This is a genomic window from Mariniblastus fucicola (genome assembly GCF_008087665.1).
In the GTDB taxonomy this organism is placed as follows: Bacteria; Planctomycetota; Planctomycetia; order Pirellulales; family Pirellulaceae; genus Mariniblastus; species Mariniblastus fucicola.
In genome coordinates this window covers 4,491,655-4,518,430 of the sequence record NZ_CP042912.1, presented here as the reverse complement: position 1 = coordinate 4,518,430, position 26,776 = coordinate 4,491,655, and the positions used below count along the sequence as shown (strand labels likewise).

Genomic DNA, 26,776 nt, shown 5'->3' with positions numbered 1-26,776 from the left:
ACTTTGTGTGCCTCTGAAAACTGCATCCTATTACTTTTAGCTTCTTCGCATGTTCCGATACGAACTTCTTCACGTCGACCAAAACTGTGGCGCTCGGTTGGGGCGACTGCATACGCCGCGTGGAGTCATTGAACTTCCGACCTTCATGCCCGTCGGGACCTGCGGCACAGTCAAAGGCATGACGACGGACATGGTCGAAGCCACTGGCTCCCAAATTTTGCTGGGCAACACCTACCACCTGCATCTTCGGCCCGGCGAAAGCGTCGTCAAAGAACTCGGTGGCTTGCACAAGTTCATGGGCTGGGACAAACCGATTCTGACCGACAGCGGAGGCTTTCAGGTATTCTCGCTGGCTCAGCGAACGGTCGTCGACGAGCAGGGAGCCACTTTTCGCTCTCATATCGACGGAAGCAAAATCACCATCACGCCCGAAATCAGCGTTCAGATTCAACAGGATCTTGGCAGCGACATCGCCATGGTTTTCGACCACGTCATCGAGCTTCCAAGTTCGCGCGAAAAAGTCAAAGACGCGATGGATCGATCGATCCGTTGGGCAGAGCGATGTCGGGACGCCCACACGCTGGAGTCTCAGGTCCAGTTCGGAATTCTGCAGGGAGGTCTCGACGAGAGCCTGCGGATCGAATGCGCCAAGGAATTGCGACAGTTGGACTTTCCGGGATACGCGATTGGCGGTTTAAGTGTTGGCGAACCTCCGCCGGAAATGTATCGCATCATCGAAGCAACGACGCCTCATATGCCCGAAGATCGCCCGCGATACTTGATGGGCGTGGGGAGGCCGGAAGATTTGCTCCAGGCTGTATTGCGTGGGGTCGACATGTTTGACTGCGTGATGCCGACTCGCAATGGCCGAAACGCGATGGCCTTCACCGACGATGGGTTTCTGAAAATGAAAAACGCGATCCACGAGCGAGATCCGAGACCAATTCAGGCTGGGATGCACACGCCGCACGCGGAACTATCTCGTGGCTATATTCGCCATTTGTTCATGGCCAAAGAAATGCTGGCCGGAATGCTGGTCTCGATGCATAACATCGGCTACTACCAGAGACTGATGACTCAGGCCCGCGAAGCGATCGCCGCGGACCGTTTTCTCGACTTTTTTGAAGAGAGAATGGCTGGATGGGCTGGCGGCAAGTCCAGCGATTGAGTCAGCCAAGGTCGGAATTTGAGTTGGGAAAGACCGGAGCGATGACCCAAATGCCGCACTTACCCAGGAATCCTCCTCCGACCTTGATCAGGGAGTTCCCGTTTTGCCAATTCCGGCCTCGAATTCGACCTTCGACCGCAATTCTGCCCTTGCTGGGTTTTTCCGCAGAATTTAGACTCTAGCGGCTTACAAACTCGACAATTACGGGAGTTCTGCGCTCCCGTTGCACCGATTCGGTGTTCGACCAAAAAACGAACGTTCAAAAGCGAACTTTAATGTATTACCTGTACTCAATTCTGTGTCTGTTGCTGGTGCAAACCAAAGCAACATCAGCCGGTAACGCAGCTGCTTCAGCTGCTGATTCCGCGACGGGCACGACGGGAGCAGCCGGAGGCGCGCAAACGCCACCGTCTTTTTTCGATTCGATGATTTACTTTCTGCCCGCCATGCTGGCCATGATGTTGGTCTACATGTTGTTCATGAAGCCGCCTGCAAAAGGTGGACGAGCTGGTGATTTGCCAGAGCTGAAGAAAAACGATCGAGTCGTGACGGCGGGAGGCATCGTTGGGACGGTCATCAAAAATGATCCGGATTCCGATACGACGACCCTTCGCGTTGACGATTCGGGGAACACCAAGATGCAGTTCCTGACGTCTTCGATCGTTAAAGTCCTCTCGGATGAGAAGGACAAAGAAAAGGCGTCTTCGGACAAAAAATAGCGTTCATTTCATTGCCACATGCTTCGTGGTACGGCGGTCTTTCCAAGTCCATTTTTCAGGACCTGGAACGCCGAGTTCATAAAACATTTTTCCTGTTCAGAAATCAAACGAATGTCTGATTCAATTTTGGCTACCAACCTGTCCGGAATGATCAACCTGCTGGCTCAAGCCAACACTTCTGATGTTGCTCAAAAAGCCTCCGGTGAAGTCAGTTTCTTTCAGTCGGGAACTTTCGGATTCCTGTTGCTACTGGCCGTTATGTTTCTTGGCTGGTTTCTTGCCAAGTCGATTTCCAGTTCGCTGCGATTGCCGGAATACCGAAGTCGCCTGATGTTGGCAATTATGCCAATCATGCTTGGCGGTCTTTTGATCTATAGCGGCTGGCCGCCACGCTTCGGCGTCGACCTTCGTGGTGGTATGAATATGGTTGGCTCGCTGAATCTCGCCGGCTTCCCGGAAGAGAATCGTCCCAAAGTTCAGGACATCATCGACCAGTTGATCAAACGTGTGAATCCTTCGGGAACGATGGAAATTGTCATCCGTCCACTGGGCGATGACAAAATCGAAGTCACGATTCCGGACGTTACGTCGGCGGAAGCGGACAACATTTGGCAGCTGTTGGTTTCTGCGGGAAAGCTTGAGTTCCGAATCGTCGGGCACGGCAAGTTTCACGAAGCCGAGTTCAATCGAGCCGAGGAGGAAGCTGCCAACGGTTATCGAGGTAAAGCAATCCTCGACGAAGACGGCAAAAAGATCGCATTCTGGTGTCCGATCGCCCGTGTTGAACTCGAACCTGGCCAAGCCGTCCCTGCAGTAATCCCGTACAAGTATTCGCCGGACAGCACTCAGCTTTTCCGCGACCAGAACACGGGCAACATTGTTTCCTTTCGCAACATGCCGCTGTCTCGCGATCAGGATCTTCACGGTGCTGATTTCGCCCGATACTGCGAAGAAAACGGGATTCGTCCGCAGATTCTGATGATTGAACCGCGTCCCGATGAGAACGTCGAAGGTAGCCATTTGGCTGTCGTCTCACGCGGTACCGACAATACAACTGGTCGTCCGATCGTTCAGTTCGAAACAACGGCCGAAGGTGCTGGTCAGCTGGGAATGCTTACCGGTATGAACGAGCCAACTCCTGGCGGCGACAAGCGACTTCTGGGGATCGTGATCGATGACAAGCTTCACTCCGCTCCTTCGATCAACAGTCGAATTAGCAAACGCGGGATCATCGAAGGTGACTTCACGGTTAAAGAAATCGACGACCTCGTTTTGAAGCTGCAAAGCGGAAAGATGAAGGCGGCTCTGAACAAGAACCCGATCAGCAAGAACTTCGTCGAGTCTCTGCTTGGTCAGGAGCTTCGCTCGAAAGGTATCTGGGCGATCGGAGTTTCGCTGCTGTTGGTTTTGATCTTCATGGTGTTCTACTATCGCTTTGCGGGAATCGTTGCAGCGATCAGCCTTGTGCTGAACATCATCCTTATCCTTGCAATCGTGATGGCAATTCAGCAACCGCTGACGCTGACCGGTTTGGCAGGTTTGGTGCTGACGGTCGGTATGTCGGTTGATGCCAACGTACTGATTTTTGAACGTATTCGAGAAGAGATGGATCGTGGTTCGACGCTGAGAATGGCGATTCGAAACGGTTTCGACAAAGCCCGTACAACGATTGTGGATGCCAACGTGACCACATTGATCACGGCGATTGTTCTTTACACGGTTGGAACCGAGCAGGTGAAAGGATTCGCGGTAACGTTGATTCTCGGTATCCTGATTTCGATGTTCACGGCGATCTTCTGCTCGCGAATCATCTTCGATATCGCTGAGCGTAAACGTTGGTTGACGAAGCTCAGCATGACGCGAATTCTGGACAAGAAGAAATTCGACTTTCTCAGCAAGATCGGCTTGACTGGAGTTATGTCGGCTCTGTTCATCGGACTTGGGATTGCCGGAATGTTCCTGCTCGGATCAAAGCTGCTCGATCACGATTTGCGTGGTGGTTCAACCATTCGTGTCGTCTTCGATCAGCCACAGGAAATTGAAGAGATCCGGGAAACGCTCAAGAACAAAGATCTTGAAGTCAAAGGCGAGAAGATCGAGTTTTCTGTCGCCAGCTTTGGCGGCGCTGATCAGGATCCTGCTGACAAAGACAGAATTTTTCGAGTCGATAGCAACCTTCCCGCTTGGGAAGGTGGACCGGAATCCGAAAAATGGGTTCAGCTCGACGAGCTGATGACGGAACTTTTCCCCGGCAAGCTGAAGCTGCACAAAGTCGACGTGCTAAGCGGTGCAGGTGCTGATGTTGGAAGCTGGAAAACGCAGAGCCCAGTGCGAACTGCATCGTGGAGATCTGCCCCGGCAGTTGCTTCGATTTTGGCTGGTCCGACGATGATGCTGCAGGACGAAGGCGCTGCGGAGCCTTCGATTTCGGCTGATCCAGAAACAACAGAACCGCAGGATGAGAATGCTGAACAGTCGGAACCGTCAACTGACGAAGAAGACGACAAGCCTGTTCTTACTGGTGGAGATTTGCCCGTCGATGAAGATCCAGAAGTTGGCAACGGCGGCGGATTGTCTTTCACAACAGAGACTGCAGTGAAAATTGATCCTCCGATCCTTGGAAAGTCATTGCGATCAGAGATTGTTGAGTCGGCTCGGCGATTGGAGATGGAGCTTGAAGACGAGCAGATCGTTCTGATTTCGGACGCCATCCTTGAAGGTGAAAACGCAGACGGAACCGTTTCTGACAGTTGGACAATCAAGCTGAATGTCCCGCAGGAAAAAGATGGTGCTGCCATCATCAACAAATGGTCGGAAGATCTTAATGCACAGCCCTATTTTCCAACGTCCAGTAAGGTCGGTAGTCAGATCGCTGAATCGATGCGTGTTAACGCGGCGTTGGCAATCATCTTCAGCCTGATCGGAATCATCGCTTACATTTGGGCTCGATTCCAGAACATTGCGTTCGGGCTTGCTGCTGTGGTTGCTCTCCTGCACGACGTTTTGGTCGTGCTTGGAATGATTGCCCTGTCGCACTATGTTTTTGACATGCTCGGATTCAGTTTCCTTGGAATCGATAAGTTCAAAATCAGCCTCGAGATCATCGCGGCATTGTTGACCGTCATCGGTTACTCGCTGAACGATACGATCGTTGTGTTCGATCGTATTCGTGAAGTTCGCGGCAAACGAAAGCAGATCACGTCGGACATGATTAACACAAGCATCTCGCAAACGTTAAGCCGTACGATTCTGACTTCCGTGACCACGTTTGTGGTTGTGTTCATCCTCTACTGCTTCGGCGGCGAGGCGATCCACGGATTTGCATTCTCTCTGGTGGTCGGCGTTATCGTCGGTACTTACAGTTCGATCTTCATCGCATCCCCTGCTCTGCTGTGGTTGATGAACACGATTGGATTGTCGCCTGAGCCAGTTGACGACGAAAAGAAAATCGCTGGCCAGGTCTAGTTCTGGCTTCGAATGGTTAATTCAAAGCCGCGAGCATTTGCTCGCGGCTTTTTTTGTTGGCATTCGAAGGCCGACTTGATGAACAAAATTTAATGTTTGTGTTTGCGAGCTGGCATTCTTGCCGCAATCAAAAGCTGTCAAAATTGATGGCTTGATAGAAGTCCATGATGTAGGCGTCGGAGTTCAGATGCCAATCAAGTTCGTGAATGATCAACCAGAAACCCCCACAATGATCACAGGTCGCATCAGACATTTCTTTGTGTATGAGGTGTTGCATGCCAACGATCCACCGCATCGACTTGCGCTCGGCCTGGCGACTGGCACTTTTGCCATGTTCAGTCCGTTGTTTGGCCTGCAGATGGTGATCAATGTTGTCCTGGCGTGGGTGCTGCGAGCCAACAAACTGGTGGGCATTCCCATTGTCTGGATTACCAATCCGGTGACCATCGTCCCTGTCTTTTTCCCCTGCTACGTTTTGGGGTGCTGGATCACCGGCGCGCCAATTATGAAAGGTAAGTTTGCCAGTATCCATCAATCGTGGAAGACCCTGGCGGACGACTCCTCCGCCAGAATCGGTGATTACTTTCAGTTCGTATGGCAACAGTTCTCGGAAATCGCAGTTCCGCTGTGTATCGGTTGCACGACTGTCGGCATCACGCTGGCGATCGTCGTCTATTACATTTCGTTTGCCCTGATCCGCAAGTATCGTGCGAGTCATGCGTCATGATTGAGCATCGCCATAATCGATTCTTTGCATTGCGCCATGGAGTGAGCGAGGCCAATGAACTGGGATTGATTATTAGCGACCCGAAAACGGGTTGTTCCAACTATGGATTGAGTTCAGTTGGTAGAGCAAAGTTGGAACGATGCCTTGAGGGCTACCTTGAGCAAATTGGCCCCACTTGCCGAATCGTCAGTTCTGACTTTCTTCGAACACGTCACACTGCAGAGTTGTTGGCCGAGCGAATGGTTGCTGAGGTTGAGTTTTCTGTTCGGTTGCGAGAGCGATACTTTGGCGATTTCGAGTCAACATCCAATTTGAACTATCAAACTGTTTGGCAGCAGGACGCCGCTGATCCTGAGCATTCGCAGTGGAATGTCGAAAGCGTCTCCAGTGTTGCCGATCGAGTTCTGGCCGAACTTCAAGATTTGAACGAATCCGCCAAGGAGACGACATTCGTGATCGTGTCTCACGGGGATTCCTTGCAAATTCTAGAAACGGCTTTGAAGCAGTTGCCGCTTTCAACTCACCGCGAACGAGATCCGCTTCAACCTGGTGAGCTTCGTGAATTGTCGCCCAATTAATTTGTCTCGCTGAAACTGACAGGTTGAGGAAACGCATTCTTGAACTTGGCTTGATGGCGTTTCAGGTTTTCGTTTCGCAACGAGTGAGCATAGCGGACGGAAAGTTGTTGCGCAGTGTGACTGAATCGGTAAACCTGGACGACGGGAAACTTCGCGACGATACATGTCGGCGACTTCCGGTGGATGTTTCCAGCGTTTCCAACCAGGTGTTTGTGCCCCGACTCTCCCATTTTGACTGCCCGAGTCAACGGCTCGTGCGAGTGACCAAAAACCGTGGCCCAACTGCCGCAGGCTTCTCCGATTTTAGCTGCGGTTTCAATATCGTTGTGGGTGCCGACCAGGCTGGCAATGAGTTTCCACGTTCGCATGTCAATTCGACTGGATTGCTTTTCCAGCTTCAGGAAATGCGCCGCGACAGCTGACCGAAATCCAAAGCTTGCCTCCCAGAAATTTCCCAGGCCGGACAAGCCTTTCTTTTGTGTCAAAGACTCAACCAGGTTTGCAAGATCATAGGCAATCACGGATGGCTTCAGATCCTCATCCAGCGAGTCCTCACGAAACGCATGTTCCAGTTTTTCGTAGCCGATGCCCTGCTGCCCTGCGAGTTCGATTACCCGATGTAGCCCAAGAATATGCCCGTGAGTGATCGCGACACGAGACGCTTCGTGGAAAAACAGTAGGCTCTCGTGAACTCGGCAGCCACCGGTTAGCTTTGACAGCTCCTGGTCGGTATATCCGCAGTCATGATTACCCCGAATGAGCTGCGGCGAGTGATCCAAACCGACTTCTTTTTGAACCTCGCGGAGCATCGCGAAATCGGCTTCGAGCCTTTCGGGCCGTGAGCCGTGGTCGCCAAAATCTCCTCCGAAAATGACGTCCAGGTCATTTTCAACAGCCATCAACAGCATCGATTTGATTGCGTTACGCTTCTGTTTTTGGGTCACCTTGTTACCAAACCGTTTGCCGGCGTGGTAATCCGTGATCACCATCACGCCCTTTTGCCCGGATGGCTCGGCGGATTTGGAATACGCGATCGCGCGACGATTTTTTTCGCGAAGGTTCTTCCGACGATCCTGTTCCACGACGATCGCTTCGTGGTGAATATTCCAGTAACTCTCCAGCGACGCCTCAAGTGAGTGATTCTCGGAGATATGTCGACGTGCGGCATTGGAAAACTGTTGCTGGCGATTCTCATCACGCGCAAACTCGAGAATCTTTGTTGCCCACCGCAAAGGATCGTTGGTTGGCAACACGCAGCCGGTTGAAGGCAGGACGTACATTCCTGGGCCACCTTGATCAGCCACGATAACGGGCAAACCGGACGCACCCGCCTCCAGTCCGACCTGGCCGAGGGTTTCCGTCGTCGATGGGAATGCGAGAATATCGGATGACGCGTAGACAGCCGACAGTTCCTTGCCGCCGAGTGCTCCGACCAGTCGAACGTTGGGGAGCTGTGCGGCTTTCGTTTTCAGTTTTTCATCGCCTCTCCCGACAACGATTAGTTCGATTTTTCGATCGTCATCGGAGACTCTCTCCTGCAGCGCCTGCCATGTTTCCAGAAGGAAATTGAAATTCTTTTCTGAAGTGATCCGTCCAACGTACAGAACCTTGAAGGATTTTGAATCGACGTCGCTGAACTGTTGCCAGATGTTCTGATCGGAATGGTTGGGGTGGAACTTGTTAGTGTCGATTCCAGGCGTCAAGCAGCGAACTCGATTTGGTGAAAGATTCAATGTTTCCTGGATGCGTTGAACTTGTGCCGGAGAGCGTGCGACCACCAGAGTGAATCGGGAGTAAAACTGGTGGAGGACTTTGGCGGTGATCAAGGAAGATAGATCGCAAACACGTTGTTTCCAGTCCACGTCTCCAGCGAGTATTTCGAAGTTTCTCTTTCCAATGTCGGTGCACGCTGCCACGTCTTGCATGAATTGCGGGTTCCCCGTCATCAGTTTCATGAACAGTGGCGTGGCCTTGTCGGTTACAACGGGCGCAACTGCTTTCACGATCGGATTTTCCAACAGCGATCCCGGGTTCACTGCGTAGTGTTCGAGCTGAGAATTTACAATTGAATGAGCGTAGTCCGGGAAATCCGTGTGATAGATGCCGACCAGGGGTAGCCGCAAATCATTGGCGAGCGAAACACCAAAGAATCCGAACGGTCCGGGCGTGGATACGTGAATCACGTCCGGCTGCTTTTTCTTCAATAGGTACGCGATCTGTTTCCGCTGGTGCTCCAGCGGCATTGAGATTCTCAGGTCGGGATAGCCCGGAACGGTGAACGAAGGCGCCCGAACGAAACGAACATCCTCAATGTTTTCATGCTTGCCAGGAACCACGAACTCAATGGGCAAGTCATTGGACTGCGAGCCTGTTCTTAAGTCTTGCAAGAATCGCCCAACTCCGTTGTTGGATTCGACACCGAAGGTGTCAGAGAAGCAAACGACACGGCTTCGCGTTGCAGAGCCGGAAAGGTGAGGATGGTTAATGGCCGTCTCCCTGTGATCGAGAAGTTGGTGCACATATTGTCGCCAACTTTTGATAACGTAACTTCTTCTGTTTTTTTCGGTCAACCTCAGTCGCCTCGGGGCCCGTAAAAAGTCGCCAAAGAACTGGCGCTTATGTTAAGAAACGGCGAAGCAGCAGTTTGCCACTCACGGTCTTGTTCGTAGCAGAATGCCTCAACACATTGCCTATTTGAAGAGCACGTCGATCCCCATCGCCTGCTTGTTCGCGAACTTGGGCGTGGCTTTCTTTCCCAGATGTTTCACCAATGGGTAAATCCAGGCCAGTGCTCGCAGCGTGACCACTTCGTCAATCAATCGGTATTTGCTCTGAGGTCTCAGAAGTAGAGCGAGCAACCGGTGGACGTGTCTTTTCTTCAGCGGCGCTGGTTCGAAGTTCAGCACAATCGAGTAGTTCCGCTTGAACCTGCGTTTGTAAGTTTCCTTGAGCGCAAATAGTTCAACCGCAACGCTTTCTGAGTACGGCAAAAAAAAGTACTCGCGGGCTTTCGCCAGAATCTCGAAAGTTGCCAACTGAAAATTGAGCCCCTTGCTCGGTATGCCGTTGTGCTCCGCGATCTCAATCATTTGCCGCAGATTTTCAAGGCCTTCACGCCCATCTGCGAGAGCCTGCTCGCGGTCCTCTACCAGAAAGGAAAGGATTCGTTTCATCGTGTGATCGATGATGATCCGGTCCCAAAACACGTACAGCTGTGGTGGCAAGCGTAGCCGCCGAAAGAACAACTGCTTTTTCGCCAGCTCGGGAACGCAGAGCAACTTTTTGATTACGACGTCCGACCGTCTGAGGAACTCGACCATCGATTCATGCGAAACATCCAGCTGTTTCAATGCGAGGAAATTTTCGATTGCCTGAGTGCAAGATTTTCCATTCCAAAGCTGGGCTATTGCGAACGTATTGATTTCGACCCACAGAGAAGAATTGCGAATGAAAGTCAGTTGACGTAGCTTTCCCCATCCGCCAGTTTGGCACCAGACACTCGCTCCGATCACGTTTTTCGCGGACTGCAATTGGGTCAAATATTCTTCAACATCCCACCCTACAAAGCTTGGGTACGCCCCGAAGCCTTCGTACTCTCGACGTGCCTGGAATTCGATAATCTTCTTGTGATCCGATTGCAAGAAGTTGGAATTCAATGGAAGGTAGCGGAAGAAGTCACTTTCGCCATATTTCATGGAAATGACCAGTGCCGGGCTGTCGATGCCATCGAATACGCGGTTAAAAGTTTTCGGGTTCCAAATCAAATCGCCAATCGAATACGCACCGACAGACCAGGTGCGAAAAATAAGTAGCCGATTGTGCTGTTCAAATATTGGCAAAACACTCTGTAAAAAACGACGCGTCGTTTTGGCGTTGCGAAGTAGCAGTTTGCTTTTGAAATCGCCCTGTACATCAAGTCCGTCCTTTTCACCGAAACGCATCACGATCCCTGCGATCGCAGGCACGTCCTGGAACAGCTCGGCCAGTTTCTCATTGAGCCAAAGTGCGACTTTGTCTGGGCTGCGGCTTAAACGCCTGAGGAGTCCTTCATTGAAGAACATGACGTCCATCGTGAATAATACTTTGAGCCCAAACTCATTCGCGATCTTGATGAGCAGGCCGAAGAGCTCACGATATTGTGTGATCTTTGCTCGCAAGGAATCATCATATGAGTCGTCCGTGATCAAGTGAGCGACGTCGTCGAGTGTGACCGCGTTGTATCCATACGATGAACAAGCCTCGCAGAACGTACGGAAGTCCTCGATCGCGGAAGCGATGACCTTCGGTTTTAGGCCAGATTCGTTTTCAAGATGTGAAAACGGAATCTTTGACCAGTTGATTCGCTTCGGTTTGTAGTGCCGGAAGAATGGCCCGATCGCGTCAATGATAAGGAGGTTCTCTGTTGGCATCTTCTGCTTTGCTACTGACGCGATGATTGGCGGATGTCATTTCTTGATCGGAACGGAACGATGTATGGCATTCCGTCGAAGTCTACCAAGGCCCGGATTTCGCAAAAACCCATCGTTCCTGAACCGAAACTTCATGTCGTTGATCAAGTTGCGAATCGAAAAAGACGCGGTAAATGTTGAACTTTGAGGGTCAGGGAAATTTGACAACGACAGGTTTTGCAACATTTTGCCGTTGAAGTTTCGCTCACGGGAAAAACCGGAGATTTTTTTGTTTGCTTACGATCCATCTTGCGAGGATCCGCGTACCACCGGTGCACGCCGTGCAATACTTCGACGGTGAAAGCCACAGGATAACTCGCCGGCCATGGATTGGCTCGATTTCGACTCGGACGCTTTGTCTCCTATGACAGGAACAGGGCAACAATCCATGGAGTACCAAATGGGTTCCTTTCAACAAATTTTAATGGGCGCTACTTGCCTTGCAGCAGCTTTCTTTTTCGGAAGCTACTTGCACAACCGCCCGGCAGAAAACGAGCAAGAGATTCCACGCCAGGCGGCGACCGCGGATCCACTCGATTCAATACTCGCGTTCGGCAAGCGACCGGTCTCGCATTCTCCCGCTCTAAACACACACGCTGAGAACTTGAATACGCTTGCCAGCTTGCAACCGTCACCTGTCGTTTCGCAAGTCCCTGCGTCTCACGGCATGCCGGCGATCGATCCTTCGGAACGCGTCCCGGTCGTGTCATCAACGACTCAGCCAGTGAAGACTCAGCGTCGCAATCCATCTGTCGTTCCTGCGGCAACACGAAAGCCAGTCGTTCCCGATTTTTCCGAACTGGCGTCGCGCTTCCGTAGCACTCCATTGGCGTTAAGTGAAGAAACTGGCGGAGATCCGGAGGGTGTGGTTCATGAATCGGAGCGAGTTCCGTTCTCGAACGTCTTTGAAGCACCGAAGATGGTGGTTCGTCAGCCAGAAAACGCACAGCCAGAAAACGCACAGCCAGAAAAGGTACAGCCATTCGGCGAGCAACCAGGCTCAATGGTCGCGACTCCGTTGCGGGACATCGCCAGCGAAGTCGACCGGATTGAAGATTCGATTCGCGGTGAGTTCTCTGCTGTTGTTCCAGATTCCGGGCGTTGGCGTGTGAATCGCGACAAAGCGATCGACCAGTTTCGAAGTGTCGGCCAGACGCCCAAGCAGGACAACGTCTCTCGAGAGACGATCGAAGACGTGATTTCTCGTCGGAGTGCAGATTGGCTAAAGGAGGACCAGAGCAAAGAAGCGTCTCGTGAAACGTGGGCAACGAATCCTCCACGGGATAGCTGGACGAAAGCTCGTCGTCACGAAGTCACTCAGCAGGCTGCCAGACGGAATCGGGACATTCTCGATATCGAAGATCCTGGCAATCGTTTCCAAAGCGTGCTCACGGAGCCAGAAGAGATGGCTCCACCGGCGCCAGAAACTGAGACGGCGTACTACACGCCAACGCAGCAGCGTCAGGATTCGTTGCCGCCACGGCGACAGCCGCAACATCGTTTGCGACCCGTCAATGTCGGTGTCGATTCGAATTGGAGTCACCGTTCTAACATTCAGTCACAGTTCGCAAATAGATATACCATTCAACCGGGCGATACCCTGCAGAGTATTTCGATTCAGTTCTATGGTTCAGCGGACTACTACGTAGAGATCTACAAAGCGAACAGAGAGGTGCTCGATCGAATCACGGCTTCGCCAGCCGGTATTGAGATTGAGATACCCAACCTGAACAATTGACGACTCTCCTCAATTGTGTTGATCGGAGAAGGCCGCTCGAAATTTTTCGAGCGGCCTTTTTTTTGGAGTGTGAAATGTCACTGAGTAAGTGCATGGTTCAGATGTATCCCGCGTCTGGCGACTGTGGAAATCGATCCTCTGCCTTCGTTCTGGAAAAGTTAAACCACGTGTTGCTGCTGATGATTGCTCGCCATTCCGAAAATGAAATGGCCGACCAACTAAAGCTTTTCCGGCAAACAATGACTCGCAAGAAGGCTTGTATTGGTAGTGCACCGCTGGTCGAACTGCAAAAGTTTGGCTTCTTGCAGAAGGTCCTTGGGGTTGTTCTTGATCCCAAAGTTGATGTTGGCTGAAGCTTGGACTTTCATCCGACCGCGAAGACTGGTTGTACGCTCGCTTTGCATCGCTTCGAATACGTCTTAATTTCGACATCGAACGCTGGAATGGCTGTGTCCCAACGACCAAGAGTACTGATCCTTTATTGCACGAAGTGTAAATGGCTGCTTCGCGCGGCTTGGATGGCGCAAGAATTGTTGTCAACGTTCGAACATGAGATTGGCGAGGTCGCGTTGTCGCCCTCTGATCCCGGCGTCTACCAGATCGTTGCAGCTGGTGAAGTTGTTTGGGACCGCAAAGTCGACGGCGGATTTCCGGATGCCAAAGAATTGAAGCGTCGCGTTCGCGATGTGATCGATCCTCAAAAAGATCTGGGGCACTCAGATCGCTAGAACATTGAGCGCAGTGCGTGGCGAGTTGAGAACCTCCTGGGCGGCGGGTTCGTAAGATCACGGATTCACGATATGCTATCGCCTTCGAAACGAACACTTTCCAGTTGGGAGAAGAAATGAGCGACCGAATTGTAATGCGTACTGGTGAATCCCTCGTGGCCGGCGGACCTCCGTTCACGGCAGCCGAACCCGAAGTCGTCATCGGCGAACTCGATGGACCGGTAGGCACGGCGCTCGCGACGTTGACCGGTGACCAATCCGCGGGTCACTCAAAAGTTTTTGCCATTCTCAATACGGACGTTCAAGTGCGTCCGGTCACGTTGATGGTGAGTAAAGTGACTGTCAAAAGTAGCGCTTACACGAATATTCTGATGGGCACCGTGCAGGCAGCGATCGCCAACGGCGTGCTCGATGCTGTCCGTGCCGGAGACATTCCAAAAGAGAAAGCCAACGATCTTGGCATCATCTGTTCGGTCTGGTTGAACCCGGGAGCAGCAACAGAAAAGAATCTCGACCACAAAGCCCTGTTCGAAATTCACCGCAAAGCGACGACTCAGGCGATCCACAAAGCGATGAACAACGAGCCGTCGATCGACTGGTTGCTTGAGCATCAGGAAGAGATTACTCACAAGTACTACCAACGCGGACTCGACGGCGAATTGTAGCAACACCGCGGTACGTCTGTTTCTGGACCTGCGACGCGCCTCCATGAGCTCTTGCTGGAGGGCGTTTCCAAACTGAGTGTAGGCGGCATCCGGCCGGCTATGACTCTGTAAATAGGTGAATCCGATGCAGGATGCTTGCGTTGCGTTTCAAAAACCGGGTTTCAAACTTGTTCCTGGGAATCTGTTGGCAATCGTTTTGTTCAAAGTTCATTATCATTTCCGTCTCACGATCAGCGACTTGGAGGGTCGTTGAAGTTCCGTGAAAAGATCGTCTTTGGATTTTTGAGGAAGTAGTTGGAATGAAATTAGGTATCCATTTCGCCTTGCTGTTATCGATTTCGTGGCCAGCCGTGACGCTTGGCCAGGGGTTTGAAACTATCGTCAAGGATATTGTTTCCGAACGCGCAAAGGTTGTTTCGTATCACGCCTTGATTACTGGAGAAATTGAGGGAGAGCCAGAGAAAGTCAAATTGTCTGATGGTAGCGTTCATGTTCGCAAAAGGATCCCCGTCGGGTTTACGCTTGAACTGGCCCTTGACCAGGAATCAAAGCGACGATTGATCGCAAGGAGAGATCACTTTCAAGTTAAGGCAACGGGGGAAGAAGAGTTCTCGCGATGGTACGTCTATGTTGAGACTCCGTTGAGCAAAATCTACTACAACGACGTTGATGGGAGCGTTGGTCGTGGCTTCGTGACCAAGCCTGATCGAAACGTGCCAAAGCCGAAGCACTTTGATCCTCTTGCGCTGGGCCTGATGTTTCCGGGAGAACTAACCACTGGTGAATCGTTGCCGAACATTGTGCAAAAATATTCGGTTTGGAACAAAGGCTTCGTAGAGACCGATCTCGGCGACGGAAAAGTTCGGTTCTCAGGGAAGACTGAAACGAGAGGCGAAGATTTTTTCGTCATCGTTGACTGGGAAAAAGGAATCTGGCCATTGGAGATGGCGTATGGTGCAGAGCCAATTTTTCAACAAAAAGTAAGCGTCGATCAATTCAACGGAGTTTGGTTGCCGCAGGACGCGACCTTCATGCAATCTGACAAATCGACCAAGGTCACACTGGAGTGGAAGTCAATCAACCAGCCGATTGCGGATAGACTATTCGACCTTGGCGATGTTGAATTGAAATACGATTTTTCGGTCAAGAGAAAATGACGATTCGTTTCATCCAGTCTGATCCAGGACAAACGAGTCGAGCGTTACTACGACAGGCACTGGGTCAGATCGGCGATGACGTCTTCAGCATTTTCGATGCCGATTGCAAGACGGATCATGTTGTCGGTGATGCCAAACTCTTTACGTTGCTCCGGAGTACGCTCCCAATAGCTCATTACAAGCGGCTGTTCGATCAATGACTCGACGCCGCCGAGGCTTGGCGCGATTCGGCACAGTTGTGCGGCATCGACAATCTTCGAAGTCTCTTTCCAGTCAGCGTCTTTGACTTCGAAAGTAACCAATCCGCCATAGCCTCGCATCTGGGATCGAGCCGTCTCAAAATACGGGTGCGATTCAAGTCCCGGATAGAAAACACGTTCAACGCGTGGATGGTCTTCGAGAAAACGGGCAACGGCCATCCCGTTCGCGTTGTGGCGCTGCATGCGAAGCTCAAACGTTTTCAATCCGCGTTCCAGCAGGAAACAGTTGTGCGGCGAGTTGATCGATCCCATGATGCCGCGCAGTTTCCGCACGTCGGCAAGCTGCTCTTTCGAGCCCAACACCACGCCGGCCAGCAGATCATTGTGCCCGCCCAGATATTTCGTTGCGCTGTGCATCACGTAATCCACACCGTAAGAAATTGGCTGAAGGTTGTACGGCGTCGCCAGTGTTGCGTCGATAATCGTTTCCACGCCATGAGTTTTTCCAATCGCGGCAAAGCGTTCCAAATCAACGATGCTCAGGTGCGGATTCGTCGGGGATTCGCTGACCAGCAATTTCGTATTCGAATTTATGGCAGCTTCCATTGCTTCGTAGTCGCCCGTTTTGACTTCCCGGGTAACGACGCCAAAGCGAGAAAGGTAAGTACGACAGTAGTCTCGCGACCGATGGTAACACTCATCGAAAAACACGATCTCATCGCCGCTGGAAAGTTTTGCATTCAGCAATCCAACGAACGCGGCCATGCCGGTACTGAAAAGTATCCCTTCTTCGGCGCCTTCGAGAGCTGCCATCTTCTTCTCAACGACACGTTCGCCCGGAACTCCATATCGTCCGTACTCGCCGCGTTCCTGTTTTTGTTCCACGTAGTCGATGATGGACTGCGTGTTCTCGAAAGTAAATGTCGACGCCATCACGATCGGATCGGTGATCGAATCGAGTGCTTTCTGGCGAGCCTCCCCGGCGTGGACCGATGTCGTCGAAATTCCGCGTTGAGTTGCTGATGTTGGCTTTTGTTCTGACACTGTGGACATTTCCATAACTCCCATGAAGATTGCAGGAGTCGACACCGAAAGCGTTCGGCAAGATCAACGACGCAGCCGATTGCACGAATCATGGCTGGCGTCGAAGTGCTCTTTAGCAGATAAAGGCTGCAAGCGGCATCAAATCCCTAGGGGAAAGATTAGCCGATTGCCGCGATTCGACAAGCACAAAAATCGGACGAAAATGATGAGTGAAGAAGAATTGATTCAGCTGGTTCAACGCATTCGCGGCGCCAGCGGCTGCATGGTGGATCTTGACGGGTTGCTGGGAAAGTTCGAGGCGAATGTGCAGGATTCAACGGCCTCGCAATGGATTTTTGAATCGTCAACCGGACGATTGATGACGCCTGAAGAGGTTGTGCGGAAAGCCGGTGTGAAGCCGAAACCGTAGCGATTGGGTTTTCCGATTGTTCGGCAGTTCGCGAAGTAGCTGATATAATGAATCCAGTCCATTTTTGAACCACAAGCTCAACCATTCAGCGATCAATCATGAAACGAAGAACCTTCATCGCGGGCACTGCCGCGGCCGCCACGCTCTCACTTACTCTCTCGAAATCACTCCGTGCAATGCAGGAAAAAGCGAAGAATTCCAAGTACCTCGACACAATGGGGCTCCAACTTTGGACAGTTCGCAACCAACTTGCCGAAGATCAGTCAGCAACGCTCAAGGCGATCGCCGATGCGGGCTACAAACAGGTTGAGCTTGGTCGAGTCGTCGGTTCGGAGAGCATCGTCAAGGAAGCCCGCGAGCTTGGCATGAAGGTGACTTCATCGTTCGTTGACTGGAACAGCGTACTTGGCAACGACGGCGAACATCCGGAACTGAAAACGATTGTGGCAACCGCGAAAGAATGGGGACTTGAGCACCTCGTGTTCGGCTATATCGGCAAAGGCCATCGCGAAACGGTAGACCTTGTCAAGAAGACTGCGGCCAAAGCCAATGCGTTTGGCGAGATGTGCAACGATGCTGATGTCAAGCTGTGTTACCACAATCATTCTTTTGAATTCAAGCCAATCGACGGCGAGACGACTGGTTTCGATATTTTGATGAACGAATTCGATAACGACAAATGTAAGTTCGAACTGGATGTGTTCTGGGCCAAAATCGGCGGCTGGGATCCGATCGAAACACTGAAAAAGCTGGACGGCCGAATCACTCAGGTGCACTTGAAGGACCTGAAAGAAGGCGCAGAAATCAACTTTGACGAAGGCACCGTGCCTCATGATGCGTTCGAAGAATGCGGTGACGGCTCGATCGACATGGCTGAGATCATGAAGGTCGCCGAAGAAGTCGGTGCGCTGCAGTGTCACGTCGAGCAGGATCAGTCGCCGAATCCGATCGAAAGTATGACGCAAAGCTTTGCTCACCTGAAAGGTCTTTCTTCATGAGCTCATTGAGCCCTGAAATTTTGAACGCCAAAGTCGCTGGCTTGATTGCCGTCGCTTTGGCGTTTGTCTTTTGTTTCGCCGCTGATTGTTCTGCCCAGCAAGACGCAGAACATTCTGTCACTCCTCCTGTCGCGTCGCCGGTCGATGCGGACCCGGAAACCAAGGACTCGTCGAAGCTCACGCTCGAATCGTTGCTGGAAAAGTATCGTGACCGTGGTGTCGAGAAGTGGGAAGAAACAATACTCAAAATGGAAGCCCGCAGTGCTGCCGAAAATGCGCGCGGCAAGTGGTCAGAAGATGCGTTGTTGTTTTTTGGCAGTAGCAGCATTCGTCGTTGGAAGACAATGAACGAAGACCTCGTCACCTTTCCTGCGATCAACCGCGGGTACGGTGGCGCGAAATATGTAGATATGGTCTTGTTCGCCGATCGGATTCTCGCCCTACACAAGTATCGGGCCTTGGTGCTGTTTGCGGCCAATGATGTTTCCGGTAACGATAACGATTCGTCGCCAGCAGAGGTCGATTGCGCGGTGCGGGAGATCATTCGAGTGTCCAAATCCCACCGGCCAGATGCTCCTGTGTTCATCATCGAAATTACGCCAACGGAAAGCAGATTTTCGTCGTGGAGTAAAACACGTGAACTGAATGCGATGCTTCGCGAGATTGCTTTGACGACCGACAATACGTTCTTCATCGCGACCGCCCAGCATTACTTGAATGTGGACGGCACGCCAAAGTCAGAATTCTTTGTTGAGGACAAGCTGCACTTGAATGCGGATGGCTATAAAAAGTGGGCTGGTTTGATCAGAGTTCAATTGAACTTTTTCCTGCCGGCACTGAAACAGTAGCCCGATTGTTTTACCGCTTGATCCGTTTGGGCCAAGCGGCGAAATCTGCATACTCCCGATTTCTCAGTCGCCCCGGCTTGCAGCTTAATTTTTAAAGCGATGCAAACTCTTACCATTCTCTACCGCGATGATCATTTCGTTGCGATCGACAAGCCTGCCGGATTGCTTGTGCATCGTAGCAAAGTCGACGTTTACGCTCGCGAGTTTGCATTGCAGATGTTGCGCGATCAAATTGGTCAACCAGTGTTTCCAGTCCACCGAATTGATCGACCGACGTCTGGCGTTTTGCTGTTTGCGTTGAACAAGGATTCTGCGAGAGCCGTCTCTGCTCAGTTCGCCGATCGCGAGGTCAGTAAAATGTATCTCGCGATTGTTCGTGGCCGGACTGCAAAGACGAGACATTGGGATGAGCCGCTTGTGGAGAAACAGGACCGGGCGACCGATGCGAAAGCTCGTAAAGACAAACCAGCCCAGTCCGCGATCACGGAGTATCGAACTTTGGAATCCTGGACCGTGCCTTTTTCTGCGGGCAAGTATCCGCAGAGTCGATATTCGCTGGTGGAAGCAAGGCCTTTGACTGGGCGTAAGCACCAATTGCGGCGACACTTCAACCACATGGCCAATCCGATTGTCGGCGACACGACCTATGGAGACCGACGGCACAACCGCTTGTTTCGCGAGCAGTTCGGAGTGATGCGATTACTGTTGGTGGCAAAAGCGTTCTCTTTCGTGCATCCGGTCACGGACGTTGTAGTCGATATCGAAGCGGATCCCGGAGTAGAATTTGAGCAAGCGTTGTCCAGCCTGCGGCAGCACGCGATCGAGTCCAATGAAGAAGTTTGATGGATCAGCAAGAAAAATTGGGAGACACAGATCGAACGGTCCTTCAGATTTGGGCTGCGTTTGTTGCTGTTCTGTTAGCTTTTTCATGGAAGCTCTGGTTGCCCGGATTTTCGGATTTCCCACGAGTTCCCATTTTTGATGTCCACGATGGCGCGTGGCTGTCGTTGCTTCAATATTTTGGCACAACGGTGCTTGTTGTTGGTCTGGTTGGATTGGCGTCGGGAGTGATCAAGTTCCGTTGGGCGGCGGTTTGCGTCTCAGCCGCATTTTCCATTTTGTTCTGCTGCAATCAACACTGCCTGCAACCTTGGGCCTGGCAGGCTTTCATCATCGCTACGTTGTTGGCGAGTATGCCGATCGACGAAGCCAGACGGTGGGCCGCGCGGCTGTTGATCTCCATCTATCTGTTTTCGGCGATCGGGAAATTTGACTATCAGTTTGTGCATACCACCGGGCAAGAGTTCCTCGACGTCATTCTTGGCTGGACGGCGTCCGTGGTCCGTGTTGATTCGCTTTCCGATGCTTTGAGGGCAAAGCTGGTACTGCTTTTCCCTGTCGGAGAACTGTTGATTGCAGTCGGATTAATATTCCAGCCAACGCGAAAACTTGCGGCGTGGTTGGCGATCGTGTTGCACGTTTTGTTGATGCTGGTGCTGTCGCCAGTCGGTTTGTCTCATCGCTGGCCTGTCGTTATTTGGAATGGGATGTCGATCCTGTTGGTCTATTGGCTGTTCCTGTCAAACGCTCAGTCCACTGACGCGACGGGGCGTCGGCAGGCGAACGAACGAGTGGGGACCGTTCAGCGGTTGGGTGTCGTCTTTTCAATGGTGGTGCTTTTCGGGCCGTTGCTACGTCCGGTTCAGTACTGGGATCATTGGCTGGCTTGGGGTTTGTATTCGCCCAGCAATTCTCGGGTCGAATTGCTCGTTTCCGATGTGGCTCGAGATCGCATCGACGTTCTGCTTCAGCCATACTTTGTGGAGTCACAGAAGATGCCCGGAAGCAGTCGATTTGCGATGGATCGTTGGTCGTTGGATGAGCTGGGTGTGCCGATCTATCCACAGGCTCGGTTTCAAAAATCTGCGGTCCTTCGCTGGCTGCGAGCGAACGATATGCAAGGTCTGGCAAAGCTGATTGAATATGGTCCGTCGCACCCGATGACCGGGCGTCGATCGAGTTCGGCGGTAGCGTTGCCGGAAAACTGAGCTGATTCGCCGATGGCGATCTCGGTTGCACCGGTTTGTCATTTGACCGCACGCATGGTCGCCACAAACCTTTTTATCCGCACTCGATCGGCGTTGTAGTGCCTGTGTCCACGCAGCGTCGGTTGCAGATGCCGTCATGCAGCTGGCGGCGACCTAGGATTTTCCTGAGATGACTATGGGAGAATCACTGTGCCACAAAAACTGTTTTTGATTGCCGTCTGCGCCATCGGGTTTCTTGTTCCGGTCGGCGCGGCAGTCGTATGTGTTAGCCTGCCAACGCTTTCGGCAGCCGATCCCGGATTGCCGGAAGGTTTCAAACCGGTCGGCGAACTGACGCTGTACTACATTGCCGGAGGCTGAAACTCCAGTCGCTGCAGAAAGCAGGACTCGGCGGTCGCCGAATTGAAAACAGAAGGATACAGAGTCCGCACCGTGGATGTCCGAACCCTCGGCCCCGGCGGCGTGGCTCAGTTGGAAGCCAAAGGTATCAGCTCGATGCCGGCCATGATCTATTATTCTGCCGACGGAATTTCGGACCCGCGGGTTTACCACGGATGGAAGCCAAAGGCAGCGATGCGAAAAATGTTTGATCATACTCGCGACCTGCCTGAGTAGGATTGTCGAGCCCTTTCAAGCAGGCGATCGAGCGTTTTAAAGCTCTGAGTCAATCGACGCCAAAGCTCTGAGTCAATCGACGCTCTACGCCACTTCGTTGCTGCGGATAATCTTTAGCTCGGGCCGAAACGTTTCACGTACTGGCTTCGAGTCGAAAATAACTTTGCGGCGACGAACTCGAGTGAACGGCTGTTCCCCTAACATGTTTTGGCCAGAACAGGCCCACGATTCAGCCTGGTCGCTGAGGTCGTTCATCAGATCCTCGACCGATTGGCGAATCGATTCCAGTTCATCCCTCTTTGCCTTGGGGGGGATGTCGATTTTGGGCCCAAAAATGATTCGGACTCGCGACATCGGTTTGGGGATTGCGAACGAGTCCCATGTGTTGAGTCGCCAAGCGTCGTTGACGCCAATTCCCAGCGGAACGAAGGGCATGCCCAAACGTGAAGCCATAAACACAGGTCCGATCGCCATCTTTCGCCTTGGACCACGTGGGCCGTCGGGAGTGATTGCCAAACTGGTTTCCTTGCACTGCTTCTTCAATTTTCGAATTGCCGAGGCTCCGCCGCGAGTTGAGCTTCCGCGGACGATTCTCAGTCCCAACGCCAACGCAGTTTGGCTGACCCATTCGCCATCGCGGTGTTGGGAAGCGAGGATACTCAGCGGCGTATGTCCCCATCGCGGCAGAATGACGCCGATGAACTCGTGCCAAAACGAGAATACCATGTGCTCGTTGTATTCCGGGCGCGCGGGATCGGCGCTGCGATCGTAATGAGCGATCTTGATATCAAGCAAACTGATCAACCGAGGAAGAATCATCGCCGTGGTCTGACCCATCAGTCGCAGCTTCAGCGGTACTTCGAAATCCTTTTCCATTTTTCCTTTCGAGTGTTGCAACCCGAGCTTAAGCTTCCTGCCAACATCCGGAAAATACTTCAACCGCCGGTCCAGTTTTGAAAACGTGATTCGTTGTCTCGTCCCATTCCAAAATCAAAGTCCCACCAAGCAAATGGTTGGTGATTTTCCGTTCGGTGCGACCAGACAAGACTCCCGCAACGCAAACGGCACTGGCACCCGTTCCGCAAGCCATCGTTTCGCCGCTGCCGCGTTCCCAGGTGCGCTGGCGGACTTCGCTGGGTGAAACCAGTTCGATAAACTCAACGTTAACTCGGGCGGGAAACCGTGGATCATTTTCGATCAATGGTCCAATGCCGTGGACCAGTTCGTCCGTTGCTTTGTCGACGAAAATGACGCAATGAGGATTGCCCATCGAGACGCAGGTGACGTCAAACGTTTGTCCGTCTATATCCAGTGGTACGTCAACGACTGGAGACATCTTTGCGTCGCCGGACAGCGTAGTCGGGATCAGGTCGGCGATCAGAATCGGTTCGCCCATGTCGACTTTCGCCTGTTCGACTTTGCCATCGTTGGCGACAAGGTCGATCGATAGTGTCCCGGCTCCCGTTTCGATCTTCACGGAGTCCTGTTTGCAAATGTCATGATCGTAGATGTACTTTGCCACGCAACGAACTCCGTTGCCGCACATCTCTGCTTCGGATCCGTCAGCGTTGAACATTTGCATTCGCGCATCTGCAACCTCGGAAGGGCGAATCAGGATCAGCCCATCGGCGCCGATGCCCTTGTGGCGATCAGAAACAGCGATCGCCGTCGCGGCTGGGTCAGCTGGAGTATCATGGTTAAAGCAATCGACATACACGTAGTCGTTTCCGGCTCCATGCATTTTGGTAAACTTCATTGGCGATAGTTGTTGAAAATGAACGCGGTTTCTAAATTCGATTTAGCGTGATTCTAACGTCGGCTGTCGCACGGGTACACAGCCTCTGTAAGTCAAGGAACGTCATACTGAAAAAGTTGTCGTAGCGAATCATTTAGCTCAGGTAGGATTTCCTTGCTGATTTTTGGGTCTTCGGCGGTGCCACCGACATTGATCCACATGAATTTCTGGCTGCTGCGGCGGTAAAGATCGCTGATGAGTGGGATGTTGATGCGGTTTCGGCCCATGACCGAGTAAAAGTTCAGATCCAGATCGTGGTTCATGTTCATTTGACCGTTGCCGATAATCGAAATTGTGTCGCCATTGAATTCCATTCGTTTGACGTCGATATTCTCGCCGTTGACTTCGAAAAAGATGTCGCCGCTATCGAATGCCACATCGTTGATCCGCCGGACCGGCATGAAAAGTTTCAGCAATCGCATCATGGGCGGGAGCTCGTAGATTTTTGCGTCACGCAAATGGATTTGCCCGCTGCCACGACAGGTATGCGTGCCGCTGGCATTGCCCTGCATTTGGAGGGCGGCAAAAGTTCGCCCCTCGACATCCTCCAGGTTGGGGGAAAACTCTTGAGCAAGTTGGCGAAGGTTCCCATCGGCCAGTGTTGTCTGAATCACAAAGCGGCCTTCCTTGTCTGAGCTGATCGCCGTGTCGAGTCTGACGATTCCACCGTACATTTCGCCTTCGATCGATGGCGAGGGCGTGCCGCTGGTCGAAAGTTCGTTGATCATTCCGCCCGCCAGTGCCTGGTAATTGTCGAACCAGACGGGGCCGCGAACTTTCGTGATTTGAGCTTCGTAGATCGTTAGCGAGTCAAGGTTAACCGAGCCGCGGCATTCTACGTTTTCGCCGTCGTATTGCCCGATCAACTGGAACCAGCCGAAGACGTTCTCGATTGGAATACCCAGAAACATTTCTGCCTGGTTCATATCAAAACGCAAATCCCATCCCATGGAAACTTTTGGAGCAGACGGGCCAGAATTGACGGGCTGTACTGCGGAAGCACGTTGCACGTACGAAGCCTGGTTCGCGGGGTAGTTGCTGCGGGTTCCAGCGTTGAAAGCTTGGGCATGGTTGGCAGGAGCATGGCTTGCGAACTGAATCGCCGGCTTTCGATATCGACTGGCCAGCGTCATGGTGCCTTGTACATTCAACAGTCCGTTAAACTTCATGTACTGAATCGGTCTGGCAAGCGACTCCGGAAGAGCTCGTAGCAAAGGCTCGTCAGCTCGCAGGGATCGGGTCAAAAGATTGGACAGACGCATGTCCCAACCGTCACTCGAGTATGATCCGTCGCCATCGCACTCGACAATTGTGCGGCCGTGCTGACCTTTGAATTTTTGCAGTCTCACACCACCGTTGCCGACGACCAGAGTTCCCGCAAGGTTGTTCAGCTCGTACGGAAACCACGTCGGATCGATCGACAGGTTGCTGTTTCGGATACCCTCATTTTCTCCGTTGAGCATCGCATCGAGTACAAGGTTGCATTCCTTTTCATCTGGTTTCATGGTCATGTCGACCGTCATCATTTCGACAGTTCCCTTTGGGCGGAATCCATCCCAAACTTCTTTCAGTTCGGCTCTCAAGGCGCGTCGTAAACGATCATCCAGCTCAATGTTGTTGCAAAGATACCGAACGTTCAGTCCTGTTTCCGGGTTCCACGTGCCATTGCAAAGGATTTTTCCGTCCTCACTGCGGCCACTGAGATCCTCAAACCGAAAGGACCTGTTGACTGACGCGATGGATCCTGTAACGCCCTCGATCAGGTAGGGGAATCGCTCGTGGCGCATCGTCATGTCGGAGACGTCAAAGTTGAATCGTTTCTCAACATCGCCTCCGCTGGTCCGTTTCTGAAGCGTGCCGTTTCCAGTGATCCAACCGCGTGCATCGAAGGCCCGTACGATCTTTGCCATCGGAGGATTTGCGTCGATCGCGGCCAGTAGCTTGTCGTCAAACGGGAGCCTGCCCTGTTCAATGTTCAGGTCGCATCGCCAGGTTGCATCGGCTCCCGGATTGTTAACGAACCCTTTGGCCGTCATGACCTGGTCACGCGTTTCATGTTTGAGCTCGTAAGTGACTTGGTCATTGACCCAGTGAGCAACGCCGTTGCAGTCCGTCATCGGATAGGGGAACTTGTTGAAATTGAACGCCAGCCCCTCAATGTAAGCGTCGATCGTTTTCGTGATTCGCGTTCCGTCGAACGACAGGTCAAACTGAAAGTCGAATTCGCCTTGCGGTTGAAAGTCTTCCAGAAAGCGATGGGCAGAAGCAGGCATCGCTCGTATTGTGTTCGGTGAGCGGTCCAGTTGGAAATCTTGTAGCTGCCCCGCCAACTGCCAGCTGGTCGGCTGCATAAGGTCGGAAAGTTTAAAATGGGCGGTGAATGGCGAAGTTCCCATTTGCCCGAAGATTTCGCTGACCGTTACACCTTCTGGCGAGAATGAAAACTTTGCGGATGCGTTGCGAACGTCCGAAGGCAATCGCTTATGTGCAACTGAAAGTTGGCTGACCGAACCGTTGCCTTCAAACCATCGAATCTCGTTCGTTCGCCAATTGCCATTCGCCTGAACCGACCCGTCTACTCGGCTGGACAGCATCTGGATCGAACCAAGTTTCGCCTGCGTCTGGCGAGGGAGTAAAGCAATTAGATCATCGCTGATCGCAGCGTTGTCCAATTTCAGGTCCACGTTCCACTGTCCGGATTCCGGATCCAGGAATCCTTTCAGGACGACGTGTTGGACTTCTATCGATGCCGCCGTGGCGACGTATTGGAGAATGATGCGGCCTTCATGATCGATCGGGGTGATTCGCAGATTGATGTCCGAGAGCGTTTTTTCGGAGTTCGTTGTGCGATCGATAATTCGGATTTGCGAATCGAGCAGAGCGATTGGGATCAGTTGTTTGTCTTCTCCTTGCGTTGCTTTTTCGATCGATTCGGCAAGCTTTGAAAAGACGCTGAAGTCGAAAGGCTCGTTCGGGGAGCGGGAAACTTCCAATTGGACTCGGCGCATCTCCACACCATCGACTTTGCAGCTTCCCGTGACCAGGTCGGTCGTGTTGGAGCGCATCGACAGAAAGGTTTCGTAGGCGGTGAGCGACACATTCGGAGCTTTGACATGCATGTTTGATAGCAACATGCCTTGTCCGTCAAAGAACTGGGCGTTTCCAATCGATGTGGCGACACCTGTTCCCTGAAGTGCGAGGTTACATTTGTTTTCGACAGCGGAGCCCAGTTTCGACTGAATCTGATCCTGAAAGAACAGCCATCCGGCGATTCCGACGACGGATAGGAACGCCGTCAGCTTTACCGTTGCCCACGCTCCGCGCGCGAGCGACGATGGCTCGGAGTCGCTCTGGTTGCGATTATAAAGATGGGCTCTGTACGGAGACACGAAGTTCTTGTGACTGGGTAATTCGGCGAAGGCAGAG

General features: G+C 52.3%; 23 protein-coding genes. 17 read left to right on the top strand and 6 right to left on the bottom strand.

Going from position 1 to position 26,776, the window contains the following annotated elements; genetic code table 11:
• The first annotated feature begins 49 nt into the window (after positions 1-49).
• From tgt to MFFC18_RS16670, 5 genes are all read left to right on the top strand, one after another.
• Entirely contained in the window at positions 50-1,168 is a 1,119-nt protein-coding gene (tgt, locus tag MFFC18_RS16690) for a tRNA guanosine(34) transglycosylase Tgt (protein ID WP_075086237.1), read from the top strand.
• Between the two features lie 275 nt (positions 1,169-1,443).
• The gene (locus tag MFFC18_RS16685; RefSeq protein WP_148618940.1) at positions 1,444-1,887 is read left to right on the top strand and encodes a preprotein translocase subunit YajC; all 444 of its coding nucleotides are present in this window, start codon (positions 1,444-1,446) and stop codon (positions 1,885-1,887) included.
• Between the two features lie 111 nt (positions 1,888-1,998).
• Complete coding sequence (gene secD, locus MFFC18_RS25030; protein WP_162273989.1) at positions 1,999-5,352, top strand: protein translocase subunit SecD; 3,354 nt, start codon at positions 1,999-2,001, stop codon at positions 5,350-5,352.
• Between the two features lie 229 nt (positions 5,353-5,581).
• On the top strand, positions 5,582-6,079 hold the full coding sequence (locus tag MFFC18_RS16675; protein ID WP_157665247.1) for a DUF2062 domain-containing protein: 498 nt from the start codon (positions 5,582-5,584) through the stop codon (positions 6,077-6,079).
• Positions 6,076-6,657: a histidine phosphatase family protein gene (locus MFFC18_RS16670; protein ID WP_075086240.1), complete on the top strand. Its 582-nt coding sequence runs from the start codon at positions 6,076-6,078 to the stop codon at positions 6,655-6,657. The genes MFFC18_RS16675 and MFFC18_RS16670 overlap by 4 nt, the downstream gene beginning before the upstream one ends.
• Here MFFC18_RS16670 and MFFC18_RS16665 read toward each other — a convergent pair.
• Together MFFC18_RS16665 and MFFC18_RS16660 are read right to left on the bottom strand one after the other, a co-directional pair.
• The gene (locus MFFC18_RS16665; protein ID WP_261340539.1) at positions 6,654-9,176 is read right to left on the bottom strand and encodes a glycosyltransferase; all 2,523 of its coding nucleotides are present in this window, start codon (positions 9,174-9,176) and stop codon (positions 6,654-6,656) included. The genes MFFC18_RS16670 and MFFC18_RS16665 overlap by 4 nt on opposite strands.
• 171 nt (positions 9,177-9,347) lie before the next feature.
• Positions 9,348-11,066 carry a hypothetical protein gene (locus MFFC18_RS16660; RefSeq protein WP_075086242.1) on the bottom strand — a complete coding sequence of 573 codons (1,719 nt, stop codon included), beginning with the start codon at positions 11,064-11,066 and terminating at the stop codon, positions 9,348-9,350.
• 439 nt (positions 11,067-11,505) lie between these two features.
• Here MFFC18_RS16660 and MFFC18_RS16655 point away from each other — a divergent pair, with 439 nt between their 5' ends.
• The 5 genes from MFFC18_RS16655 to MFFC18_RS16635 all read left to right on the top strand — a co-directional run bounded on the left by MFFC18_RS16655 (position 11,506) and on the right by MFFC18_RS16635 (position 15,393).
• Complete coding sequence (locus MFFC18_RS16655) at positions 11,506-12,843, top strand: LysM peptidoglycan-binding domain-containing protein (protein ID WP_148618937.1); 1,338 nt, start codon at positions 11,506-11,508, stop codon at positions 12,841-12,843.
• Positions 12,844-12,917: 74 nt separating this feature from the next.
• Positions 12,918-13,196 carry a hypothetical protein gene (locus MFFC18_RS16650; protein WP_148618936.1) on the top strand — a complete coding sequence of 93 codons (279 nt, stop codon included), beginning with the start codon at positions 12,918-12,920 and terminating at the stop codon, positions 13,194-13,196.
• 90 nt (positions 13,197-13,286) lie between these two features.
• The gene (locus MFFC18_RS16645; protein ID WP_202907590.1) at positions 13,287-13,571 is read left to right on the top strand and encodes a SelT/SelW/SelH family protein; all 285 of its coding nucleotides are present in this window, start codon (positions 13,287-13,289) and stop codon (positions 13,569-13,571) included.
• A 116-nt stretch (positions 13,572-13,687) separates the two neighbouring features.
• Positions 13,688-14,236 carry a formaldehyde-activating enzyme gene (gene fae / locus MFFC18_RS16640; protein WP_075086246.1) on the top strand — a complete coding sequence of 183 codons (549 nt, stop codon included), beginning with the start codon at positions 13,688-13,690 and terminating at the stop codon, positions 14,234-14,236.
• Between the two features lie 299 nt (positions 14,237-14,535).
• Complete coding sequence (locus tag MFFC18_RS16635) at positions 14,536-15,393, top strand: hypothetical protein (RefSeq protein WP_075086247.1); 858 nt, start codon at positions 14,536-14,538, stop codon at positions 15,391-15,393.
• Between the two features lie 47 nt (positions 15,394-15,440).
• Here MFFC18_RS16635 and MFFC18_RS16630 read toward each other — a convergent pair whose 3' ends face one another.
• Complete coding sequence (locus MFFC18_RS16630; RefSeq protein ID WP_075086359.1) at positions 15,441-16,646, bottom strand: trans-sulfuration enzyme family protein; 1,206 nt, start codon at positions 16,644-16,646, stop codon at positions 15,441-15,443.
• Positions 16,647-16,842: 196 nt separating this feature from the next.
• Here MFFC18_RS16630 and MFFC18_RS16625 point away from each other — a divergent pair, with 196 nt between their 5' ends.
• The 7 genes from MFFC18_RS16625 to MFFC18_RS16600 all read left to right on the top strand — a co-directional run bounded on the left by MFFC18_RS16625 (position 16,843) and on the right by MFFC18_RS16600 (position 21,555).
• A complete protein-coding gene (locus MFFC18_RS16625; RefSeq protein WP_148618935.1) occupies positions 16,843-17,046 on the top strand; it encodes a hypothetical protein in 204 nt (67 codons plus the stop codon).
• A 98-nt stretch (positions 17,047-17,144) separates the two neighbouring features.
• Complete coding sequence (locus MFFC18_RS16620) at positions 17,145-18,044, top strand: sugar phosphate isomerase/epimerase family protein (RefSeq protein ID WP_084417397.1); 900 nt, start codon at positions 17,145-17,147, stop codon at positions 18,042-18,044.
• Complete coding sequence (locus MFFC18_RS16615; RefSeq protein ID WP_075086250.1) at positions 18,041-18,892, top strand: GDSL-type esterase/lipase family protein; 852 nt, start codon at positions 18,041-18,043, stop codon at positions 18,890-18,892. Before MFFC18_RS16620 ends, MFFC18_RS16615 begins: the two co-directional genes overlap by 4 nt.
• 99 nt (positions 18,893-18,991) lie before the next feature.
• Complete coding sequence (locus MFFC18_RS16610; protein WP_075086251.1) at positions 18,992-19,735, top strand: pseudouridine synthase; 744 nt, start codon at positions 18,992-18,994, stop codon at positions 19,733-19,735.
• A complete protein-coding gene (locus MFFC18_RS16605) occupies positions 19,735-20,940 on the top strand; it encodes a hypothetical protein (RefSeq protein ID WP_075086252.1) in 1,206 nt (401 codons plus the stop codon). The genes MFFC18_RS16610 and MFFC18_RS16605 overlap by 1 nt, the downstream gene beginning before the upstream one ends.
• Positions 20,941-21,129: 189 nt before the next feature.
• Positions 21,130-21,300, top strand: coding sequence for a hypothetical protein (locus MFFC18_RS25025; protein ID WP_157665248.1), 171 nt, complete (start codon positions 21,130-21,132; stop codon positions 21,298-21,300).
• A gap of 72 nt (positions 21,301-21,372) precedes the next feature.
• Positions 21,373-21,555, top strand: coding sequence for a hypothetical protein (locus tag MFFC18_RS16600; protein WP_075086253.1), 183 nt, complete (start codon positions 21,373-21,375; stop codon positions 21,553-21,555).
• A gap of 84 nt (positions 21,556-21,639) precedes the next feature.
• Here MFFC18_RS16600 and MFFC18_RS16595 read toward each other — a convergent pair whose 3' ends face one another.
• The 3 genes from MFFC18_RS16595 to MFFC18_RS16585 form a co-directional block, all read right to left on the bottom strand.
• On the bottom strand, positions 21,640-22,431 hold the full coding sequence (locus MFFC18_RS16595; RefSeq protein ID WP_075086254.1) for a lysophospholipid acyltransferase family protein: 792 nt from the start codon (positions 22,429-22,431) through the stop codon (positions 21,640-21,642).
• A 28-nt stretch (positions 22,432-22,459) separates the two neighbouring features.
• The gene (dapF, locus tag MFFC18_RS16590; RefSeq protein ID WP_075086255.1) at positions 22,460-23,311 is read right to left on the bottom strand and encodes a diaminopimelate epimerase; all 852 of its coding nucleotides are present in this window, start codon (positions 23,309-23,311) and stop codon (positions 22,460-22,462) included.
• 92 nt (positions 23,312-23,403) lie between these two features.
• Complete coding sequence (locus MFFC18_RS16585) at positions 23,404-26,739, bottom strand: hypothetical protein (protein WP_075086256.1); 3,336 nt, start codon at positions 26,737-26,739, stop codon at positions 23,404-23,406.
• Between the last annotated feature and the right edge of the window lie 37 nt (positions 26,740-26,776).

Excerpts from the sequence above, each read along its gene's own strand:
- tgt (WP_075086237.1), top strand. The coding sequence starts at position 50 with ATGTTCCGATACGAACTTCTTCACGTCGACCAAAACTGTGGCGCTCGG.
- MFFC18_RS16685 (WP_148618940.1), top strand. The coding sequence starts at position 1,444 with ATGTATTACCTGTACTCAATTCTGTGTCTGTTGCTGGTGCAAACCAAA.
- secD (WP_162273989.1), top strand. The coding sequence starts at position 1,999 with ATGTCTGATTCAATTTTGGCTACCAACCTGTCCGGAATGATCAACCTG.
- MFFC18_RS16675 (WP_157665247.1), top strand. The coding sequence starts at position 5,582 with ATGATCACAGGTCGCATCAGACATTTCTTTGTGTATGAGGTGTTGCAT.
- MFFC18_RS16670 (WP_075086240.1), top strand. The coding sequence starts at position 6,076 with ATGATTGAGCATCGCCATAATCGATTCTTTGCATTGCGCCATGGAGTG.
- MFFC18_RS16660 (WP_075086242.1), bottom strand. The coding sequence starts at position 11,066 with ATGCCAACAGAGAACCTCCTTATCATTGACGCGATCGGGCCATTCTTC.
- MFFC18_RS16655 (WP_148618937.1), top strand. The coding sequence starts at position 11,506 with ATGGGTTCCTTTCAACAAATTTTAATGGGCGCTACTTGCCTTGCAGCA.
- MFFC18_RS16650 (WP_148618936.1), top strand. The coding sequence starts at position 12,918 with ATGTCACTGAGTAAGTGCATGGTTCAGATGTATCCCGCGTCTGGCGAC.
- MFFC18_RS16645 (WP_202907590.1), top strand. The coding sequence starts at position 13,287 with ATGGCTGTGTCCCAACGACCAAGAGTACTGATCCTTTATTGCACGAAG.
- fae (WP_075086246.1), top strand. The coding sequence starts at position 13,688 with ATGAGCGACCGAATTGTAATGCGTACTGGTGAATCCCTCGTGGCCGGC.
- MFFC18_RS16635 (WP_075086247.1), top strand. The coding sequence starts at position 14,536 with ATGAAATTAGGTATCCATTTCGCCTTGCTGTTATCGATTTCGTGGCCA.
- MFFC18_RS16630 (WP_075086359.1), bottom strand. The coding sequence starts at position 16,646 with ATGTCCACAGTGTCAGAACAAAAGCCAACATCAGCAACTCAACGCGGA.
- MFFC18_RS16625 (WP_148618935.1), top strand. The coding sequence starts at position 16,843 with ATGAGTGAAGAAGAATTGATTCAGCTGGTTCAACGCATTCGCGGCGCC.
- MFFC18_RS16620 (WP_084417397.1), top strand. The coding sequence starts at position 17,145 with ATGAAACGAAGAACCTTCATCGCGGGCACTGCCGCGGCCGCCACGCTC.
- MFFC18_RS16615 (WP_075086250.1), top strand. The coding sequence starts at position 18,041 with ATGAGCTCATTGAGCCCTGAAATTTTGAACGCCAAAGTCGCTGGCTTG.
- MFFC18_RS16610 (WP_075086251.1), top strand. The coding sequence starts at position 18,992 with ATGCAAACTCTTACCATTCTCTACCGCGATGATCATTTCGTTGCGATC.
- MFFC18_RS16605 (WP_075086252.1), top strand. The coding sequence starts at position 19,735 with ATGGATCAGCAAGAAAAATTGGGAGACACAGATCGAACGGTCCTTCAG.
- MFFC18_RS16595 (WP_075086254.1), bottom strand. The coding sequence starts at position 22,431 with ATGGAAAAGGATTTCGAAGTACCGCTGAAGCTGCGACTGATGGGTCAG.
- dapF (WP_075086255.1), bottom strand. The coding sequence starts at position 23,311 with ATGAAGTTTACCAAAATGCATGGAGCCGGAAACGACTACGTGTATGTC.